General features: G+C 62.5%; 17 protein-coding genes and 2 tRNA genes. 8 read left to right on the top strand and 11 right to left on the bottom strand.

The window, feature by feature from the left end; translation table 11 throughout:
• Positions 1-77: 77 nt before the first annotated feature.
• From ruvB to B4I46_RS13730, 8 genes are all read right to left on the bottom strand, one after another.
• Positions 78-1,133 (bottom strand): Holliday junction branch migration DNA helicase RuvB, encoded by a 1,056-nt coding sequence (gene ruvB / locus B4I46_RS13765; RefSeq protein WP_043864243.1) that lies wholly within the window; start codon positions 1,131-1,133, stop codon positions 78-80.
• A complete protein-coding gene (gene ruvA / locus B4I46_RS13760) occupies positions 1,134-1,742 on the bottom strand; it encodes a Holliday junction branch migration protein RuvA (RefSeq protein ID WP_043864300.1) in 609 nt (202 codons plus the stop codon).
• A 108-nt stretch (positions 1,743-1,850) separates the two neighbouring features.
• Positions 1,851-2,375, bottom strand: coding sequence for a crossover junction endodeoxyribonuclease RuvC (gene ruvC, locus B4I46_RS13755; protein ID WP_043864244.1), 525 nt, complete (start codon positions 2,373-2,375; stop codon positions 1,851-1,853).
• 116 nt (positions 2,376-2,491) lie between these two features.
• A complete protein-coding gene (locus B4I46_RS13750) occupies positions 2,492-3,238 on the bottom strand; it encodes a YebC/PmpR family DNA-binding transcriptional regulator (RefSeq protein ID WP_043864245.1) in 747 nt (248 codons plus the stop codon).
• Between the two features lie 122 nt (positions 3,239-3,360).
• The gene (gene aspS, locus B4I46_RS13745; RefSeq protein ID WP_043864301.1) at positions 3,361-5,136 is read right to left on the bottom strand and encodes an aspartate--tRNA ligase; all 1,776 of its coding nucleotides are present in this window, start codon (positions 5,134-5,136) and stop codon (positions 3,361-3,363) included.
• 96 nt (positions 5,137-5,232) lie between these two features.
• On the bottom strand, positions 5,233-5,454 hold the full coding sequence (locus B4I46_RS13740) for an FmdB family zinc ribbon protein (RefSeq protein ID WP_043864246.1): 222 nt from the start codon (positions 5,452-5,454) through the stop codon (positions 5,233-5,235).
• A gap of 110 nt (positions 5,455-5,564) precedes the next feature.
• On the bottom strand, positions 5,565-5,894 hold the full coding sequence (locus tag B4I46_RS13735) for a ribbon-helix-helix domain-containing protein (RefSeq protein WP_043864247.1): 330 nt from the start codon (positions 5,892-5,894) through the stop codon (positions 5,565-5,567).
• A 274-nt stretch (positions 5,895-6,168) separates the two neighbouring features.
• The gene (locus B4I46_RS13730) at positions 6,169-6,639 is read right to left on the bottom strand and encodes a Dps family protein (RefSeq protein WP_043864248.1); all 471 of its coding nucleotides are present in this window, start codon (positions 6,637-6,639) and stop codon (positions 6,169-6,171) included.
• Between the two features lie 303 nt (positions 6,640-6,942).
• On the opposite strand from B4I46_RS13730, the gene B4I46_RS13725 reads away from it, so the two are divergent.
• Complete coding sequence (locus tag B4I46_RS13725) at positions 6,943-7,530, top strand: cold-shock protein (RefSeq protein WP_043864302.1); 588 nt, start codon at positions 6,943-6,945, stop codon at positions 7,528-7,530.
• A 122-nt stretch (positions 7,531-7,652) separates the two neighbouring features.
• On the opposite strand, the gene B4I46_RS13720 is transcribed toward B4I46_RS13725, so the two are convergent.
• Both B4I46_RS13720 and B4I46_RS13715 read right to left on the bottom strand, forming a co-directional pair.
• Positions 7,653-7,859 carry a SlyX family protein gene (locus B4I46_RS13720; protein WP_043864249.1) on the bottom strand — a complete coding sequence of 69 codons (207 nt, stop codon included), beginning with the start codon at positions 7,857-7,859 and terminating at the stop codon, positions 7,653-7,655.
• Positions 7,860-7,862: 3 nt separating this feature from the next.
• Positions 7,863-8,288 carry an HIT domain-containing protein gene (locus B4I46_RS13715; RefSeq protein WP_078480040.1) on the bottom strand — a complete coding sequence of 142 codons (426 nt, stop codon included), beginning with the start codon at positions 8,286-8,288 and terminating at the stop codon, positions 7,863-7,865.
• 771 nt (positions 8,289-9,059) lie between these two features.
• Here B4I46_RS13715 and B4I46_RS13710 point away from each other — a divergent pair.
• The 3 genes from B4I46_RS13710 (at position 9,060) to B4I46_RS13700 (ending at position 13,184) form a co-directional block, all read left to right on the top strand.
• Entirely contained in the window at positions 9,060-10,334 is a 1,275-nt protein-coding gene (locus B4I46_RS13710; RefSeq protein ID WP_043864251.1) for an OprD family porin, read from the top strand.
• Positions 10,335-10,500: 166 nt separating this feature from the next.
• Entirely contained in the window at positions 10,501-12,216 is a 1,716-nt protein-coding gene (locus tag B4I46_RS13705) for a proline--tRNA ligase (protein ID WP_043864252.1), read from the top strand.
• Positions 12,217-12,236: 20 nt separating this feature from the next.
• Positions 12,237-13,184 carry a lipoprotein gene (locus tag B4I46_RS13700; RefSeq protein ID WP_043864253.1) on the top strand — a complete coding sequence of 316 codons (948 nt, stop codon included), beginning with the start codon at positions 12,237-12,239 and terminating at the stop codon, positions 13,182-13,184.
• 45 nt (positions 13,185-13,229) lie between these two features.
• Here the strand turns inward: B4I46_RS13700 and dinB are convergent, their stop codons facing one another.
• Positions 13,230-14,294: a DNA polymerase IV gene (gene dinB / locus B4I46_RS13695; protein WP_043864254.1), complete on the bottom strand. Its 1,065-nt coding sequence runs from the start codon at positions 14,292-14,294 to the stop codon at positions 13,230-13,232.
• Between the two features lie 213 nt (positions 14,295-14,507).
• On the opposite strand from dinB, the gene B4I46_RS13690 reads away from it, so the two are divergent.
• The 4 genes from B4I46_RS13690 to B4I46_RS13675 all read left to right on the top strand — a co-directional run bounded on the left by B4I46_RS13690 (position 14,508) and on the right by B4I46_RS13675 (position 18,952).
• Positions 14,508-14,584: transfer RNA gene (locus B4I46_RS13690), tRNA-Met, on the top strand.
• A gap of 132 nt (positions 14,585-14,716) precedes the next feature.
• Positions 14,717-14,793, top strand: a tRNA-Met gene (locus tag B4I46_RS13685).
• Positions 14,794-15,017: 224 nt separating this feature from the next.
• On the top strand, positions 15,018-17,660 hold the full coding sequence (mprF, locus tag B4I46_RS13680; RefSeq protein WP_058541507.1) for a bifunctional lysylphosphatidylglycerol flippase/synthetase MprF: 2,643 nt from the start codon (positions 15,018-15,020) through the stop codon (positions 17,658-17,660).
• Entirely contained in the window at positions 17,660-18,952 is a 1,293-nt protein-coding gene (locus tag B4I46_RS13675; RefSeq protein ID WP_043864256.1) for a virulence factor family protein, read from the top strand. Before mprF ends, B4I46_RS13675 begins: the two co-directional genes overlap by 1 nt.
• Positions 18,953-18,980: the final 28 nt, after the last annotated feature.

The raw sequence follows: 18,980 nt of genomic DNA, 5'->3' as shown, positions 1-18,980 counted from the left end.
TTAACGGATTATGTCGTATTGCCAGCGCGACTCATGCGTGTCCGCCGATAGGACCACGAAAACGCCGGATAAGTCTGTCATTCATCGGCCAGGTCGGAAAAACCCTCGCCGTTGACCGACTCGCCCATGCGGCCCGGAATGTTCAGGCCAAAGTGCAGGTAGGCGTGCCGGGTCACCACGCGCCCACGGGGTGTGCGCATGATGTAGCCCTGCTGGATCAGGTAGGGCTCCAGCACGTCCTCGATGGTGTGACGTTCTTCGCTGATCGCCGCCGCCAGGCTGTCAACACCCACCGGGCCACCGTCGAACTTCTCGATCATGGTCAGCAGCAGGCGCCGGTCCTGGTGATCGAAACCACGCTCGTCCACGTCCAGCAGGTTCAGCGCCAGGTCGGCGATGGCCTTGGTGATGTCACCTTTGCCACGCACCTCGGCGTAGTCGCGTACACGACGCAGCAGACGATTGGCGATACGCGGGGTGCCGCGGGCGCGCCGGGCGATCTCGAAGGCGCCCTCGTCCTCGATCGGCAGGCCCAGAATCCCGCCCGAGCGGCTGACGATGGTGGCCAGGTCTGCGGTGTTGTAGAACTCCAGGCGCTGCACGATACCGAAACGGTCGCGCAGCGGATTGGTCAGCATGCCGGCGCGGGTGGTTGCCCCGACCAGAGTGAACGGCGGCAAATCGAGCTTGATCGAACGTGCGGCCGGCCCCTCGCCGATCATGATATCCAGCTGGAAGTCTTCCATGGCCGGGTACAGCACTTCCTCGACGATCGGCGAAAGCCGGTGAATCTCGTCGATGAACAGTACATCGTGGGGTTCCAGGTTGGTCAGCAGCGCCGCCAGATCGCCCGGACGCTCGAGGATCGGCCCGGAGGTGCTCTTGATCGAAACGCCCATCTCCTGCGCGATGATGTTGGCCAGGGTGGTCTTGCCCAGGCCCGGCGGGCCGAAGATCAGCGTATGGTCCAGCGACTCGCTGCGCCCACGTGCCGCCTGGATGAACAGCGCCATCTGCTCGCGCACCACTGGCTGCCCGATGTACTCGTCCAGGCGCAATGGCCGGATCGCCCGGTCCTGGACCTCTTCGCGGTCGCGCCCGGTAGCGGCTATGAGTCGGTCGGCTTCGATCACTTAAATCATCCCCTTGAGGCTGCGCCGGATCAGCTCTTCGCTGCTCAGGCCCTTGGCATCGATGGCCGCCACGGCGCGGCTGGCTTCCTGCGGCTTGTAGCCCAGCGAGATCAGCGCGCTGACCGCATCGGTTTCGGCAGTGGAGGCACTTGCCACCGGCTGCGGGCCGTCGGACACCAGGGTAAACAGGCTTGGCGCGGTTTCCCAGGCCTTGAAGCGGTCCTTGAGTTCGACCAGCAGGCGCTCGGCGGTCTTCTTGCCCACCCCCGGCACCTTGACCAGCGCCGAGGTGTCCTGGGCCTGCACGCAGCGTATCAGGTCGTCGACCTCCAGGCCCGACATCAATGCCAGGGCCAGCTTGGGCCCTACGCCGTTGAGGCGGATCAGCTCGCGGAACAGCTCGCGCTCGCGCTTTTCGTGAAAGCCATACAGCAGGTGCGCGTCTTCACGTACCACCAGGTGGGTGTGCAGCGTCACTGCCTCGCCAACCTTGGGTAGGCGATACAGGGTGGTCATCGGCACCTCGAGCTCGTAGCCCAGGCCGTTGACATCGACAATCAGGTGCGGCGGCTGCTTTTCAGCCAGGGTACCGCGCAAACGTCCAATCACGTTCAGGTCCTTTATCCAGGGCGCCGGGGCGATCAAGCCCGCCATCAGCCGCCATGATTGCAAGCCGGCGGTGGCCGGCAAGCGAAATTGTGTTAACCGATGATGCTATCAGAGCCTTAGGCGGCCACTGCGGCTGCGTGCAGCGCCCAGCCCGTGCGGCACCAGGCTGGAACGGGTATGGGCATGGCACAGGGCGATGGCCAGGGCATCGGAGGCGTCTATCTGCGGCTTCTGGGTGAGCTTGAGCAGGTGCATGACCATCATCTGCACCTGTTCCTTGTTGGCCCCGCCCGTACCGGCGACCGCCTGCTTGACCTGGGTGGCACTGTACTCGGCGATCTCCAGGCCCTCTTCGACGCCGGCGACGATGGCGGCGCCGCGCGCCTGGCCGAGCTTGAGCGCCGAGTCGGCGTTGCGCGCCATGAACACCCGCTCGATACCCATGGTCACCGGCCCGTGCAACTGGATGATTTCGCGCACGCTGCGGTATACCACCTGCAGGCGCTCGGGCAGCTCGCCGCTGCCGGTACGGATGCAACCGGAGGCCACGTACTCGCACCCGCGCGCCGTGTGGCGCACCACACCATAGCCGGTAATCCGCGAGCCGGGGTCAATACCAAGAATCAGAGTCATATCGCCTGCGCAACCAGTGGCGCACCGGGGCGCCATTAAAAAGACAGAAGCCGGACCCGTCACGGGCACAAGGTGCCTGCGGACGAATCCGGCCTCGAGTACGCCAGAACTGAACCTTAGCCGAGTTGTTCCATGACTTCGTCAGGAATTTCGGCGTTGGAATACACATTCTGCACATCGTCCAGGTCTTCAAGCATGTCGATCAGCTTGAGCACCTTCTGTGCACCCTCCAGGTCGAGTTCGGCGCTGGTGGTCGGCTGCATGACGATTTCCGCATCCGCAGCCTTGAAGCCGGCAGCCTCCAGGGCAGTACGCACCGCGTAGAAGCTGGCAAACGAGGTGAACACGTCGAACGAGCCATCTTCGTTGCTGACCACGTCGTCGGCATCGGCCTCCATCGCCGCTTCCATCAGTGCGTCTTCATCGACACCGGCGGCAAAGCTGATCTGCCCCTTGCGCTCGAACAGATAGGCCACCGAGCCATCGGTGCCCAGGTTGCCACCGCACTTGCTGAAGGCATGGCGCACGGCCGCGGCGGTGCGGTTGCGGTTGTCGGTCATGGCCTCGACCATGATCGCCACGCCGCCCGGGCCGTAGCCTTCGTAGCTGAGCTCTTCGACATTGTCGGCTTCGGTTGCGCCTGCACCACGGGCCACGGCGCGATCGATGATGTCGCGGCTCATGTTCGCGCCCAAGGCCTTGTCCAGCGCCAGGCGCAGGCGCGGGTTGGAATTCGGGTCACCACCGCCCTGCTTGGCAGCGACGGTCAGCTCACGAATCCACTTGGTGAAGATCTTGCCTCTCTTGGCATCCTGGCGCTCTTTGCGGTGCTTGATGTTCGCCCACTTGGAATGACCCGCCATAACTGACTCCAGAAATCCTTGAAACAAAACCACGCCCCCGCCAGAAGAAAACCTGGCGTGGGCAATCAATTCGGTATGCCGTAACGCAAAGGCGCATCCAAGTGGATGCGCCCCGGGCCCGCTTACTCAGCCTTGGGCTGTTCGCGCAGACGGATGTGCAGCTCACGCAGTGCCTTGGCATCGACCAGGCCTGGGGCCTGGGTCATGACGCACGCCGCGCTCTGGGTTTTCGGGAAGGCGATCACTTCACGAATCGACTGGGCGCCGGTCATCAGCATCACCAGGCGGTCCAGACCGAAGGCCAGGCCACCGTGCGGCGGTGCACCGAACTTCAGCGCGTCGAGCAGGAAGCCGAACTTCTCTTCCTGTTCCGCCGCCTCGATGCCCAACAGGCGGAACACGGCCTGCTGCATCTCTTTGCGGTGGATACGGATCGAACCGCCACCCAGTTCGGTGCCGTTGAGCACCATGTCATAGGCGCGCGACAGCGCGGTGGCCGGGTTGGCCTCCAGCTCTTCAGGGGAGCATTTTGGCGCGGTGAACGGGTGGTGCAGCGCCGTGAAGCTGCCGTCGTCGTTCTCTTCGAACATCGGGAAGTCGACAACCCACATCGGTGCCCATTCGCAGGTCAGCAGGTTGAAGTCGTTGCCGACCTTGATGCGCAGCGCGCCCAGGGCTTCGCTGACGATCTTGGACTTGTCGGCACCGAAGAACACGATGTCGCCATCGACCGCGCCCACGCGATCGAGGATCACGTTCAGGTTGGCCTCGGGGATGTTCTTGACGATTGGCGACTGCAGGCCCTCGACGCCCTTGGCGCGCTCGTTGACCTTGATGTACGCCAGGCCCTTGGCACCGTAGATGCCGACGAACTTGGTGTACTCGTCGATACGGCTGCGCGGCATGCTCGCCCCGCCCGGTACACGCAGTGCGGCAACGCGGCATTTCGGGTCGTTGGCCGGGCCGCTGAACACCTTGAAGTCGACCGCTTGCAGCTGGTCGGCCACATCCACCAGTTCCAGCGGGTTGCGCAGGTCAGGCTTGTCCGAACCGTAGCGGCGCATGGCCTCTTCGAAGGTCATGTGCGGGAATTCGCCGAACTCCAGGTCCAGGACTTCCTTGAACAGTTTGCGGATCATGCTTTCGGTCAGGCCCATGATCTCGGTCTCGTCCAGGAAGCTGGTCTCGATGTCGATCTGGGTGAATTCCGGCTGGCGGTCGGCGCGCAGGTCTTCGTCGCGGAAGCACTTGGCGATCTGGTAGTAGCGATCGAAACCGGCCACCATCAGCAGTTGCTTGAACAGCTGGGGCGATTGCGGCAGGGCAAAGAAGCTGCCAGCGTGGGTACGGCTTGGCACCAGGTAGTCACGCGCGCCTTCCGGGGTAGCGCGGGTCAGGATCGGCGTCTCGACGTCGAGGAAGCCGTTTTCGTCAAGGAAGCGACGGATGCTGGTGGTGATGCGCGAGCGCAGACGCAGCTTCTCGGCCATCTCCGGACGACGCAGGTCGATGAAGCGATAGCGCAGGCGGGTCTCTTCACCCACGTCGGAGTACTCGTTGAGCGGGAACGGCGGGGTTTCCGCTTCGTTCAGCACTTCGAGCTCGTAGCCCAGCACTTCGATGGCGCCCGAGGCCATGTTGGCGTTGACTGCGCCTGCAGGGCGCGGACGCACCTTGCCGGTGATCTTCACCACGTACTCGCTGCGCACGCGGTCGGCGGCGGCAAAGCTTTCTGCGCGGTCCGGGTCGAACACGACCTGAGCCATGCCTTCGCGATCACGGATGTCGAGGAAAATCACCCCGCCGTGGTCGCGACGACGATGGACCCAGCCGCAAAGGGTAATTTCCTGACCTTCCAGGCTCTCGTTCAGTTGGCCGCAATAGTGGCTGCGCATCATGATGGTGGTTTCGCTTCTCGTCATTCGTGAATTCGGGTGTGGACCTTGCCGGCCCCAGAGGGCCCATAGTGCAAGACCCTGGCAGTACAGTTCAACTCAGTCGGCCTTGTCGGCGCCCGCCAGGTTCTTTTTGGTGCCGGTCTTGAAGTCGGTTTCATACCAGCCGGTGCCGCCCAGGCGGAAGCCCGGGGCAGAAATCAGCTTCTTCAGGGCAGGTGCCTGGCAGGCCGGGCAATCGGTCAGCGGCGCTGCGCTGATCTTCTGCAGAACTTCCATCTGGTGGCTGCAGGAACCGCATTGATAGTCGTACAGGGGCATTGGCGTATCTCGTTGACCACTGCGCGGGCCGCGCCACGCAGCAAAAAGCGGGATTATATATGGTTAACCGGGGCTGTGCAGCCCGCCCGCCGTGCCAGCGCACGAATGGTTCAGGGCTTGGCGCCGCCCCTCAGCACGTAGACCACGCAGATCACCCGCACCAGGCCGCTGAAATTCTTGACGCCGCCGTGGCGAAGGTGGACTTCGCGGTCCACATGGGACAGCACCGCATTGACCGTACACCGGTTGGCGGCGGCAATGCGCTCGAGGATTTTCCAGTAGACCTCTTCCAGGCGCAAGCAGGTGGCGAAGCCGTTGAGTCGCACCGAACGCGACAGCGGGCGCGCCAGGCCCATATTGAAATCTGCCTGAAAAGGATCACCAGGGGCCATACGAAGTTGCTCGGCGGTGCATGCACGTTCATTCACGACTCGCGACATATTCATCCCACGCATTGACTGACAGGAAGTTCATCACCGGGATACTTGCTATCCAGGTACCTGCCTATGAAGCGCTGTTCATCGTATTGCAACCAGCAGACCGCGAGCCTGCGCAGCGTAGGAATAACCTTTTAGTTGAGTTCATGTACCACACCTGCTGAAACTGTTCCACGCCGGCCGCAGCACGCAGGAAGTACCCATTAAAAAGCCCGATTCCTCTAAGGAAGAATCGGGCTTGCGTCTTTCAACAGGCGCCTTTACAGGCGCCGAACACTCACTTGGCCAACAGCGAGCGCAGCATCCAGGCAGTCTTTTCATGGGCCTGCATGCGCTGGGTCAACAGGTCGGCGGTCGGCTCGTCGCTGACCTTGTCCAGCAACGGGAACAGGCTGCGCGCGGTCCGCACCACGGCTTCCTGGCCATCGACCAGTTGCTTGATCATCTCTTCAGCCGCCGGCACACCTGGCTCCTCCTTGATCGAGGACAACTTGGCGTAGGTGGAATAAGTACCCGGCGCCGGGAAGCCCAGTGCACGAATTCGCTCGGCGATGGCATCGACTGCCAGGGCCAGTTCGTTGTACTGGCCTTCGAACATCAAGTGCAGTGTATTGAACATCGGCCCGGTCACGTTCCAGTGGAAGTTATGGGTTTTCAAGTACAGTACATATGTATCCGATAACAGATGCGACAAGCCGTCAACAATGGACTTGCGATCTTCTTCACTGATACCAATATCAATTGCCATGTACATTTCCTTCCTGTGATGTCAGTTCAACATGCTGGAAGCACTGTACCAAGAGTTGCGCGTGCCTGCAGCTCCGATTGCCGGTCTGGCGTGCGACACAGGGCTGCAGCCGCGCGGCCCGTTTGGCCCGCTGATTTGAGAAGCACCCGGCTTTGCTGTTAAATAGGCACTGTGCCGTCATTGCGCATTTTTTGTGCAATGGCTCATAGGCTGCAGCCACGCTTTGGCGCCTCATCGGTAACCGCGCACCGTGGGTTCAGCTCTTCCTGTGATATGCCTGAATAAAATGTGAGCCAAACCACCATGTTCAAGATCGTTCACCTGTTGACGGGCGCAGCTGCCTTGCTGCTGTCCCTGATTCCTAGCCTGAGGGGCGAAGCTGTCCCTTTCCTGCAACAACCCGATGCCATCTACCTGGCGCTGTTCGGGCTGCTCAACCTGATCCTGGTGCCTGTGCTGCCAATGCACTACCGCGGCGCGCGCCAGTACCTGCAACACACTGCCAGCGCGCTGCTGGTGCTTGCAGTGGTATTGCAAGCGGTCACTGTGCTGCTGCGCCCGGAGCTGGGCAATGTCGCGGCCATGGTCTGCGCCCTGCTGGCCGTGCTGCTGCATCTGGTGGCGGGCCTGGCCAAGGTTGGCCGTGCGCGCAGCCAGGCACCTGCCTACGACATGAGCAACCGCGACACGGGCACCGTGAAGTGGTTCAACACGTCCAAGGGCTTTGGATTCATTTCGCGGGATTCCGGCGATGACATCTTCGTGCACTTCCGGGCCATTCGTGGCGAGGGTCACCGGGTGCTGGTGGAGGGTCAGCGTGTGGAGTTTTCGGTGATGAACCGGGACAAGGGCCTGCAGGCCGAGGATGTGATTGCGGCACCGCGTCGCTGATCCTCGCGTGAAGAACCGCGACGGCCACTCGGCCGATCGCGGTTTTTTTACGCCTACTCACCCGCCCTGTTCTGCTGTCGATCTGCACTGAGCCTTTAGGCCCGCTGCGCGAGGCGCATGCATCAATAGTGCGGGGGCGGCGCTTCTTCCTCGTTGGACTCGTACTGCCCCACCATCTCCTCATAACGCTTGAGCAGCGCGCCCATCTGCAGCTGCAGCCGCTCAACCACCCGCTGCTGCTCCACCAGCACATCGTTCAGCGCCAGCAGCGTATCGTCCTGAAATGCCAGACGACTCTCCAACTCGGTTACCCGTGCTTCCAGGGTCATGATTCAAGCCTCGATCGGTTGAAGATAATCACCAAGCTCACGCTCGACGATGCGGCGCACATGAGCCAGCGCCTCGGCGGTATAAACCAGCGCCGGCACGCGCCCCCACACCGGGCCAGGCCATGCCACATCGCTCTGGCGTCGCACGATCACATGCATGTGCAACTGACTCACGACGTTGCCCAGGGTCGCGACATTCATCTTGTCGGCATCGAACAGCCCGTCGAGCAACTTGGCCAGCAACGTGGTCTCTTGCCAGAGTTGCTGCTGCGCCTCTTCATCAAGTTCGAATACTTCGCTGACAGCAGGACGCCGCGGCACCAGAATGAACCACGGATAGTTAGCATCCTTACTAAGTAACAAGCGACAAAGAGGAAAGTCCCCCAACGCAATCGTGTCTTGTTGCAAACGTGAATCAAGAGCAAACACAGAACAATCTCCTCGCACCTTTCAATCCCGATACCTGCACGCGGCAGGTGATTGACGCAAGGATACTCCCGATTGGAGTCACAGGCATGAGTACATGGCGCTCCATCCCGGGGCAGGCAGACCACACTGCACGCAGGAGGTCCGCTCACGCCGGTAACAAAACGCTACTTTTCGCACCAAAATAGCGCCTCGTGAACACAATCAGCACCGCCTCCTACCGAAAACTACTCACTTGTCCTACAAGCCGGTAACGTTTTGACTTCAAAGTCGATTTTTTGCTTATTCCGCGACGGCATCGACCCTCAAACCAAAAGATCTGTACACCCCCGGTTTTCGGGCACCACGCGCCCTTCGGCCGACGAAATGTGAAAATTTCATCAACGCACCGCGCAATTGAGCACGCTTGTTGCATTCATCTCTGCCCAACGTCGGCATGGCGCCTGCATAAGCAAGCCAAGTGCGACAAATAACAACAGCTGCAAGGGCAACCAGGGAGTTTTGGCATCAAAGGCTTGGCGTGATTGCGCTGCCTTTGCTGCTCTGCGAAACAGCGCTGTAGTTGAACGCACCGGTCATGCCGGGGCGTAATTTGCGACAGGGATTTAACCGTTTGCGACGGGACCATAAAGTTAATGAAAGGTTCCTTTCGCAAGTATCGCCAACGACAGTCAGCGTGATATACATTTCGCCGACTCAAAAAAGAAAGAGCCGCCCCATAAAAAAACCAGGGGGCAAGGCCGTAATCTTCCAAAACCAAAGGAGCAAATCACGATGCGCGTGATGAAGTGGAGCATAATCGCCCTGGCCGTAGCGGCAGGCACCTCGCAGCTGGCCATGGCGTCTTCTCAGGATGAATCCAAGGGGTTTGTAGAAGACAGCAGCTTGAACGTCAAACTTCGCAACCTGTACTTCAGCCGTGACTACCGCAACGTCCCCAACACCGAGCAGAGCCGCGCTGCAGAGTGGGGCCAAGGCTTCATCGGCACCTTCGAGTCGGGCTTCACCCAAGGCACCATCGGCGTCGGCGTCGACGCAATCGGCATGCTGGGCCTGAAACTGGACGGCGGTAAGGGCACTGCCGGCACCGGCCTGTTCCCGACCGGCTCCGACGAGCGCTCGCAGGACGACTACTCCAAAGGCGGCGCAGCCATCAAGTTCCGGATTTCCGACACCGTCCTGAAAGTGGGTGACCAGTTCACCTCGCTGCCAGTGCTGGCCACCGACGACAGCCGCCTGCTGCCTGAAATGGCCCAGGGCGCGTTGATCACCAGCAACGAAATCAAGGGGCTGACGCTCAACGCCGGTCGCTTCACCAGCATCACCGCACAAGACCAGACCAACCGTGACGGCGGCATCCACCTGACCAAGGCCGACGTACTGGGCGGCACCTACGCGTTCAGCGACGAGCTCAGCACCAGCCTCTACTACTCCAAGGTCGAAGACTACTGGCGCAAATACTACGCCAACGTGAACTGGAGCCTGCCGATCAACGACGAGCAGGGCCTGGTGTTCGACTTCAACTTCTACAACACCAAGAGCACCGGCGCCGCGCTGGAAAAAGCCTACGACGGCGACAAGATCGACAGCCGTGCATTCAGCCTGTCCGCCGCCTACACCATCGGCGCGCACACCTTCACCCTGGCGCACCAGCGCATCAGCGGCGACGGCGGCTACGCCTACGGCGTCGACGGCGGCGGTACCGTGTTCCTGGCCAACTCGGTGGCACGTTCGGACTTCAACTCCGAAGACGAGAAATCCTGGCAGGCTCGCTACGACATCAACATGGCCACCTTCGGCGTACCGGGCCTGAGCTTCATGACCCGCTACATCCGTGGTACCGATGCCAACGTTTCCTCCGGCAACAACGGCAAAGAGTGGGAACGCGACATCGAAGCCAAGTACGTACTGCAGGAAGGCCCGGCCAAAGACCTGAGCTTCCGCGTTCGCCAGGCCACCTACCGCTCCAGCGATGCGGTGTACAACAACTCGTCGCCTTCGATCGACGAACTGCGCCTGATCGTCGAGTACCCGCTGAGCATCCTGTAAGCCTTCCGGCTCACGGACCCCAGCTCGAAAAAGCCCGGCCCTGCCGGGCTTTTTCTTTTGTGTTGATGCACTTGGCGCAGTTTCCCGCGCCACCATCCTATACGTCACCGAATCGCCCCCGTACAATGCGGGGTCATTTCAGTTAAGCAACCGACAACGGCCTACCATGCGCACCAGTCAATATTTGCTCGCCACACAGAAAGAAACCCCTTCCGACGCGGTCGTCATCAGCCACCAGCTCATGCTGCGTGCCGGCATGATCCGCAAGCTCGCATCCGGCCTTTATACCTGGCTGCCGATGGGCCTTCGCGTGATGCGCAAGGTCGAAGCCGTGGTACGCGAGGAAATGAACGCCGCAGGCGCCCTGGAAGTGCTGATGCCGGCCATTCAGCCCGCTGAACTGTGGCAGGAGTCCGGCCGCTGGGAGCAGTACGGCCCCGAGCTGCTGCGCCTGAAGGACCGTCATGGTCGCGAGTTCTGCGTGGGGCCTACCCACGAAGAGGTCATCACCGATCTCGCGCGCAACGAGCTGAGCAGCTATAAACAGCTGCCACTGAACATGTACCAGATCCAGACCAAGTTCCGCGACGAGATCCGTCCGCGCTTCGGCCTGATGCGCGGTCGCGAGTTCATCATGAAGGATGCCTACTCCTTCCATGCCGACCAGGCGTCCCTGCAGCAAACCTATGACCGCATGCACCAGGCGTACTGCAATGTGTTCACCCGCCTGGGCCTGGATTTCCGCCCCGTGCAGGCCGACACCGGCTCGATCGGTGGCAGCTGGTCCCACGAATTCCACGTGCTGGCCGAGTCCGGTGAAGACGACGTGATCTTCAGCGACAGCTCCGACTACGCCGCCAACATCGAGAAGGCCGAAGCGATCCCGCGGGAAACCGTGCGCCCTGCCCCCACCGAGGAGCTGCGCCTGGTCGATACCCCGGACGCGAAAACCATCGCCGCCCTGGTCGAAAACTACGGCGTGCCGATCGAGCGCACCGTCAAGACCCTGATCGTGCATGCCGCCGAAGAAGGCAAGCTGATTGCCCTGATCGTCCGTGGCGACCACGAACTCAACGAAATCAAGGCTGCCAACCTGCCACAGGTGGCCAGCCCGCTGGTGATGGCCAGCGACGCCGAACTGCGCGACGCCATCGGCGCCGGCGCCGGCTCCCTGGGCCCGCTGAACCTGCCGCTGCCGTGCATCATCGACCGTTCCGTGGCCTTCATGAGCGACTTCGGCATCGGTGCCAACATCGACGACAAGCACTACTTCGGCGTGAACTGGGAGCGCGACCTGCCCGTACCGGAAATCGCCGACCTGCGCAACGTGGTAGCCGGCGACCCGAGCCCGGACGGCAAGGGTACGCTGATGATCAAGCGCGGCATCGAAGTCGGGCACATCTTCCAGCTGGGCACCAAGTACAGCGAAGCACTCAAGTGCCAGGTGCTGGGCGAGAACGGCAAGCCGGTGACCCTGGCCATGGGCTGCTACGGCATTGGTGTTTCGCGCGTGGTCGCCGCTGCCATCGAGCAGAACTACGACGACAAGGGCATCATCTGGAGCGATAGCCTCGCGCCATTCCAGATCGCCCTGGTACCGCTGCGCTACGAAACCGCCGAAGTGCGCGAAGCCACCGACAAGCTCTACGCCGAGCTGACCGCCGCCGGTTTCGAAGTGCTGCTGGACGACCGTGACAAGAAAACCAGCCCGGGGATCAAGTTCGCCGACATGGAACTGATCGGCATCCCGCACCGCATCGTGGTCAGCGACCGGGGCCTGGCCGAAGGCAACCTGGAATACAAGTACCGCAAGGACAGCGAGGCCCAGGCCTTGCCCGTGGCCGAGGTGCTGTCGTTCCTGCAAGCCCGTATTCGTCGCTGATAGCCAACACAAGAGTAGCCATGTTCAAGCGAATCACCTTCGGAGGCGCCGCCCTGTGCGGCGCCGTGCTGCTCAGCGGCTGCGCCAACCAGATGTCCCAGCGCAGCGAGCATGAGGAGCGGATCGAGCGCAAGCTGCTCGAGCACAGCCTGCAGATCGATGTCGGAGAGCCCAAGGTACTCGAGCTGCCGCAACGGCGCGTGCGCGTTCACGAACAGAAGAACTTCGAAGTCACCGAATTCGAAGTGACCCGTCGTTATGATCGCTACACGCCCTACCAACCCTGGCGCGAAATCTACGAGATCCCGCTGGGCGCAGTGGCCGTGGTTGCCGGTATCGGCGCCAATGTGGTCAATGTGTTCGCACTGGGCAACCTGCCCGACAGCGTGACCCATGACTGGCTCAGCTATGGCGTGGCCGGGCTCAACCCGTTCATGAACGTGCAGTCCAACGGCCGCGCACAACAGAACCTGGCCAGTATCAGCGAAGTGCAGAAGGACAAACGCCAGGAGTACACCAGCCTGCCGTGGGGCGAACGCCCGGTCGAGGTCAAGGCTGGCAAGCTCACCCACGAGCTGACCACCGACCGCAATGGTGTGTTGCGCCTGAACCTGCTCGACAGCCCGTTCACCGAACAGAACCTGACCCAGGTGGGCACCTTGCACCTGGCCGTGGCCGATGAAGAAAATAACGTGCGTGCCGACGCCAGCCTGCTGCTCAGCCCAACGCTGCGCGGCAAACTGGTCGAAGCCCATGAGCTGATCTACGACGACCTTGAAGACGACGAGGTGAGCGAGTGGGTGCACCGGGTCAAGCGCTTGTCCGAACTGGGCCTGGAAGAGGAAGCCAGCGAGCTGGAACAGAGCCTGATCGAGCTGACCCGCAATGATCCGGAGCTGCAACAGGAGTTTCTCAAGGCGCTGACCAGGGATGCCGGCCGCCTGGTGGCAGACCCCGGCGCGAAGTAGCTCCAGCTCCATGAACGCCAGGCATCGACCACGATGCCTGGCGTTTCATTCGGGCGTGAACAGCTCCAGCTGAACATGCGCCCCGCGCAAGTCGTGCAACCGCACGCCAATCCCCAGCAACCTGACCGGCTTGGCGCCACGCGCGAAAGCCTGGCTGAGCAGTTGCCGGTAGCTTTCAAGATCACGCCCCGCCCCCGCCTGCTCCAGGGTGGTCTGGGTGAAGTCATGGAACTTGACCTTGACGAACGGCTTGCCCGGCCGGTAACTGTCGTCGATCCGGGCCATGCGACCGCCCAGCGATTCCAGCAGTTCAGGCAGTTTTTCAAGGCAGCTGGCCAGGTCCGGCAGGTCGCTGTCGTAGGTGTTCTCGACGCTCACCGACTGGCGCCGGCTGTCGTTGTGCACCACCCGCTCGTCAATGCCGCGCGCCAGCCCGTAAAGACGCTCGCCGAAACTGCCGAACTCGCGGACCAGGGCCAGGCGGTCCCACTCGCGCAGATCCTTGCAATCGACAATGCCCAGGCGCCCCAGCTTGTCAGCCGTGACCTTGCCAACCCCATGCAGCTTGGTCACTGGCAAGCAGGCGACGAAGTCTTGCACCTGTGCCGGGGTAATCACGAACAAGCCGTTGGGTTTGCGCCAGTCACTGGCAATCTTGGCCAGGAACTTGTTGGGCGCCACCCCCGCCGATACCGTGATGTGCAGGCGCTGGGACACCCGCCGGCGAATGTCGTCGGCAATGCGCGTGGCACTGCCGGAAAACTTCGGGCTGTCGGATACGTCCAGATAGGCTTCATCCAGCGACAATGGCTCGATCAGCTCGGTGTACTCGCGGAAGATGTTGTGAATCTCCCGCGAGGCTTCCTTATAGGCATCCATGCGCGGCTTGACGATGGTCAGGTCGGGGCACAGCTTCAACGCGTGGTGCGACGACATCGCAGAGCGTACGCCAAAGGCCCGCGCTTCGTAGTTGCAGGTAGCAATCACCCCGCGCCGGTCGGCCGAGCCACCCACGGCCAGAGGCTTGCCGGCCAGCCGCGGGTCGTCGCGCATCTCGATGGCTGCGTAGAAACAGTCGCAATCGATGTGGATGATCTTGCGTTGGGACATGGATGACCGTTAACACCGTTGATTCGTACGCGCAGTATCTCACTCGTCACCACCGGCTGCACCCTGCACCCGTCACCCCGGGCAAATGCCCTGCAGCCCCCGCCTTAGCGCGCCCGCAGCCAGATCACAAACGCTAAGCAATTGAACAAAAAAGGATTTCTGGATTTTAGCGGTTGACACGTTCTGAGATATCTGTAGAATCCACTCCACAGACGCGGGATGGAGCAGTCTGGTAGCTCGTCGGGCTCATAACCCGAAGGTCGTCGGTTCAAATCCGGCTCCCGCAACCAAACATCAGAGAAGGCCACTTGAAAAAGTGGCCTTTTTTGTTGGGCGCTGTTTGGCCCATAGCAGGTTTTTGTTGTAAATCAACAATTAAGCATTGACAGCATCTCCATACGCTGTAGAATCCGCCCCACAGACGCGGGATGGAGCAGTCTGGTAGCTCGTCGGGCTCATAACCCGAAGGTCGTCGGTTCAAATCCGGCTCCCGCAACCAAACAACAGAAAAGGCCACTTTGAAAAAAGTGGCCTTTTTTGCGTCTGGCGAAAAGTACCTTCCCCTCCTCTCCATGCCCTTGCGGCAGCATGAAACTTCTTTAACTATCCTGATGGGCGCGGATCGGCATGATCGCGAGTAAGATCCAGACATTATTTTTCCATAGGGATTGGTAACTTGGTCGGATACATCGTCCAGTCGCGCGCAATCCAAAAAGGTGATTGATGCGCCCACAAACGCCCGAAGCAGAAACCCCCGTTAGCGCCGCCCAGCCCATCGCCCCGCATCGCCTGCGCTGGCTGGAACTGCTCAGCCGGTATCGTCAGCCGATCGGCCTGGCGGTCACCCTGCTACTGTTCGGCATCGCCCTGATTGCCTGTCGCCATCTGCTCAGCGAGCTGGATATCTATGCCCTGCACGATTCGCTGCTGAGTGTGCCCAAGCCCGCCCTGGCCGGTGCACTGCTGGCCACGGTCGCAGGCTTTGTCATCCTGCTGGGCTATGAATGGTCAGCCAGCCGTTATGCCGGGGTCCGGCTGCCTTCAGCCACCCTGGCCATGGGCGGCTTCTGTGCATTCGCCATCGGCAACGCGATCGGGTTGTCGCTGCTGTCCGGAGGCTCGGTGCGTTACCGGTTGTACGCCCGCCACGGCATAGGCGGTGCCGAAGTGGCCCGCATGACGCTGTTTGCCAGCCTGTCGCTGGGCTGCGCGCTGCCGCCGCTGGCAGCGCTGGCCACCCTGAGCAACCTGCCCGCCGCGGCCATGGCGCTGCGCACGCCGGCCCCGGTACTGGCAGCCATCGCCGTCGCGGTACTGGGCCTGAGCATGGCCCTGGCCTACGGGCTGTACCGGCGTCGACTGCCGGAACAGCCGCTGGCCGACAACCTGCTGGTACGCATACGCCGACGCACACTGCGCCTGCCGGGCGCGCGCCTGACCTTGCTGCAGCTGCTGATCACCGCACTGGACGTGGCTGCCGCCGCCACGGTGCTGTACCTGCTGCTGCCCGAGGCTCCGCCCTTCGGTGCGTTCCTGCTGGTGTACCTGCTGGCCCTGGCTGCCGGTGTGCTCAGCCACGTGCCCGGCGGGGTCGGGGTCTTTGAGGCCATCCTGCTGGCCGCCTTCGCCGACCAGCTGGGGGCTGCGCCACTTGCCGCTGCGCTGCTGCTGTACCGCCTGATCTATGTCGTGCTGCCGCTGCTGGTGGCCTGCGTGGTCCTGCTGGCCAGTGAAGCCAAGCGCTTTCTGTTCGCGCGCCAGGCCATGAAGGTGGCCTCCGGGCTTGCCGCACCGGTACTGGCGATTCTGGTGTTCCTGTCGGGCGTGGTGCTGTTGTTCTCCGGGGCCACGCCCGAAATCGACACGCGCCTGGAGCACCTGGGTTTCCTGGTTCCGCACCGCTTGATCGATGCCTCGCACTTCGGCGCCAGCCTGATCGGCGTGCTGTGCCTGCTGCTGGCCCAGGGCCTGCGGCGGCGCCTGTCGGCAGCCTGGATACTCACCACCGTGCTGCTGCTGGTCGGCGCCCTGCTGTCGCTGCTCAAGGGCTTCGACTGGGAAGAGGCCAGCCTGCTGACGCTTACCGCCTGCCTGCTGGCAGTGTTCCGCGGTTCATTCTACCGGCCCAGTCGACTGCTCGAGCTGCCCTTCTCGCCGGTCTACGTGGTGGCCAGTGCCTGTGTGATCGGCGCGTCGGTGTGGCTGCTGCTGTTCGCCTACCAGGACGTGCCCTACAGCCACCAGCTGTGGTGGCAGTTCACCCTGGACGCCGATGCCCCGCGCGGGCTGCGCTCATTGCTCGGTAGCGCGGTACTGCTGGTGATCGTTGCACTGACCTGGCTGCTGCGTACCGCACGCCCGACCATCCACCTGCCTACAGGTGACGAGCTGCAACGGGCCAACCGCATCCTGCAGAGCTCCGACCAGCCCGATGGCGGCCTGGCGCTGACCGGCGACAAGGCGTTGCTGTTCCACCCTCAGGATGACGCCTTCCTGATGTACGCCCGCCGCGGGCGCAGCCTGGTGGCGCTGTACGACCCGATCGGCCCGGCCCAGCGCCGCGCCGAGATGATCTGGCAGTTTCGCGACCTGTGCGATATCCATCACGCTCGACCGGTGTTCTACCAGGTGCGTGCCGAGAACCTGCCCTTCTATATGGACATCGGCCTGACCGCGATCAAGCTGGGCGAAGAGGCCCGCGTGGACCTGCTGCGCTTCGACCTCGACGCCAAGGGCAAGGAGATGAAAGACCTGCGCTATACCTGGAACCGCGGCGGGCGCGACGGCCTGAGCCTGGAGATCCACGAGCCCGGGCAAGCCCCGCTCGAGGAACTGAAGGTGATTTCCGATGCCTGGCTCGAAGGCAAGAACGTGCGCGAAAAAGGCTTTTCGCTGGGCCGCTTCAGCGCAGAGTACCTGCAGCACTTCCGCATCGCGCTGATTCGCTTCCAGGGCCAGCCGGTGGCCTTTGCCAACCTGCTGGAAACCCACAGCCGCGAGCTGGCCAGCCTGGACCTGATGCGCGCACACCCGCAAGCACCGAAGCTGACCATGGAGTTTCTGATGATCGGCCTGATCCAACACTACAAGACGCATGGATATGCGCGCTTCAGCCTCGGCATGGTGCCGTTGTCCGGGCTGCAGCCGCGTCGCGGCGCACCTCTGACCCAGCGCCTGGGCTCGATGGTGTTCCAGCGCGGCGAGCAACTGTACAACTTCCAGGGCCTGCGCCGCTTCAAAGACAAGTTCCAGCCTGACTGGGAACCCCGTTACATGGCCGTACCCGCCGGGCTCGATCCCCTGGTGGCCCTGGCCGATACCGCCGCCCTGATTGCAGGCGGCCTGACCGGATTGGTGAAACGCTGATGATTCGACGCTACTGGCTTCATGTACTGGCCGCCCTGGTGCTGGCCCTGCTCGCGGCGGCCCTGGGCTTCTGGCTGTGGGCCCGCCCTGCCCCGCAACCGCACCTTGAACATTTGACCCTGGCCGATGGCAGCAGCCTGGTGCGGGTTACCCCAAGCACGCGAGGCAAGGACCTGGTGGCTGTGGCCGTGCCGCAGGACCAGGCCCTGAGCGACAAGCAACTGATCGACCTGAGCCAGAGTGCCCGCGCCCAGCTGGTACAGGTGATCCTGCCGCCGAGCGACTGCAACCTGCAGCAGCAGGCGCTGCAGCAGGCCTTGCAACAGTTGCAGGGCACGCCGACGCTGGTTGCCGGCATCGGCCCGGGAGCCGGGCTGGCCTGGAGCTGGCTGGCCGGGCAGACCAACGACAAGGCCCAGGCCATCTCCGTGGGGTTCAGCATCGAGCAGCCCGGCTGCAGCGCCGCGCTGCCCAAGTCGGCCGCCCATGGTCACTGGAACGTGGCCTGGAACGACAACCCGGATGACGCCAGCGCCGCCTTCGTGCGCGACCAGGCCAATGCACAGACCAGCATCAGCGATTACGACATCCACCTGCCCCAGGTGCTCAAGGCCCAGCTGACCCAGGCCCTGCTGGGCGTGGATGGCAATGCATTGAGCATTCCGGTGGTGGAGGTACCGGCCGGCCAGACCACCGACACCGTGACGCTGTTCCTGTCCGGCGATGGCGGCTGGCGCGACCTTGACCGCGACGTGGCGGGCGAGATGGCCAAGCTGGGCTACCCGGTGGTGGGCATCGATACCCTGCGCTACTACTGGCAGCACAAGACACCGGAGCAGAGCGCAGTCGACCTGTCCGAGCTGATGCAGCACTACCGCCAGAAGTGGGGCACCAAACGCTTCGTACTGACCGGCTATTCATTCGGTGCCGACGTGCTGCCGGCGATCTACAACCGCTTGCCACCCGAAGACCAGAAGCGCATCGATGCGGTGATTCTGCTGGCGTTCGCGCGCAGTGGCAGTTTCGAGATCGAGGTCGAGGGCTGGCTGGGCAATGCCGGCAAGGAGGCGCCAACCGGGCCTGAGATGGCCAGGATGCCGCCGAGCAAGGTGCTGTGCATCTATGGTGAAGAAGAGGCCGATGAAAGCGGCTGCACCGACCATACCGCCGTGGGTGAGCGCGTGAAGCTGCCCGGCGGGCACCACTTCGACGAAAACTACCCGGCCCTGGCCAAGCGCCTGATCAGCGAGATCGAAACGCGCCAGGGGAAGTCCAGCGTCGCTGAACAGTAGAAGCCTCGCCGGCAAGGCCGGCTCCTGC

The sequence above is a fragment of the Pseudomonas sp. UBA7500 genome (assembly GCF_002478435.1).
In the GTDB taxonomy this organism is placed as follows: Bacteria; Pseudomonadota; Gammaproteobacteria; order Pseudomonadales; family Pseudomonadaceae; genus Aquipseudomonas; species Aquipseudomonas palmensis.
The sequence above is the reverse complement of the archived record's forward strand: the minus strand, read 5'-3'. Positions and strand labels throughout refer to the sequence as shown.

Bases quoted from the DNA above. Each gene is read 5' to 3' on its own strand.
- ruvC (WP_043864244.1), bottom strand. From the start codon at position 2,375: ATGACTCTGATTCTTGGTATTGACCCCGGCTCGCGGATTACCGGCTAT.
- B4I46_RS13750 (WP_043864245.1), bottom strand. From the start codon at position 3,238: ATGGCGGGTCATTCCAAGTGGGCGAACATCAAGCACCGCAAAGAGCGC.
- aspS (WP_043864301.1), bottom strand. From the start codon at position 5,136: ATGATGCGCAGCCACTATTGCGGCCAACTGAACGAGAGCCTGGAAGGT.
- B4I46_RS13740 (WP_043864246.1), bottom strand. From the start codon at position 5,454: ATGCCCCTGTACGACTATCAATGCGGTTCCTGCAGCCACCAGATGGAA.
- B4I46_RS13735 (WP_043864247.1), bottom strand. From the start codon at position 5,894: ATGTCGCGAGTCGTGAATGAACGTGCATGCACCGCCGAGCAACTTCGT.
- B4I46_RS13730 (WP_043864248.1), bottom strand. From the start codon at position 6,639: ATGGCAATTGATATTGGTATCAGTGAAGAAGATCGCAAGTCCATTGTT.
- B4I46_RS13725 (WP_043864302.1), top strand. From the start codon at position 6,943: ATGTTCAAGATCGTTCACCTGTTGACGGGCGCAGCTGCCTTGCTGCTG.
- B4I46_RS13720 (WP_043864249.1), bottom strand. From the start codon at position 7,859: ATGACCCTGGAAGCACGGGTAACCGAGTTGGAGAGTCGTCTGGCATTT.
- B4I46_RS13710 (WP_043864251.1), top strand. From the start codon at position 9,060: ATGCGCGTGATGAAGTGGAGCATAATCGCCCTGGCCGTAGCGGCAGGC.
- B4I46_RS13705 (WP_043864252.1), top strand. From the start codon at position 10,501: ATGCGCACCAGTCAATATTTGCTCGCCACACAGAAAGAAACCCCTTCC.
- B4I46_RS13700 (WP_043864253.1), top strand. From the start codon at position 12,237: ATGTTCAAGCGAATCACCTTCGGAGGCGCCGCCCTGTGCGGCGCCGTG.
- dinB (WP_043864254.1), bottom strand. From the start codon at position 14,294: ATGTCCCAACGCAAGATCATCCACATCGATTGCGACTGTTTCTACGCA.
- mprF (WP_058541507.1), top strand. From the start codon at position 15,018: ATGCGCCCACAAACGCCCGAAGCAGAAACCCCCGTTAGCGCCGCCCAG.
- B4I46_RS13675 (WP_043864256.1), top strand. From the start codon at position 17,660: ATGATTCGACGCTACTGGCTTCATGTACTGGCCGCCCTGGTGCTGGCC.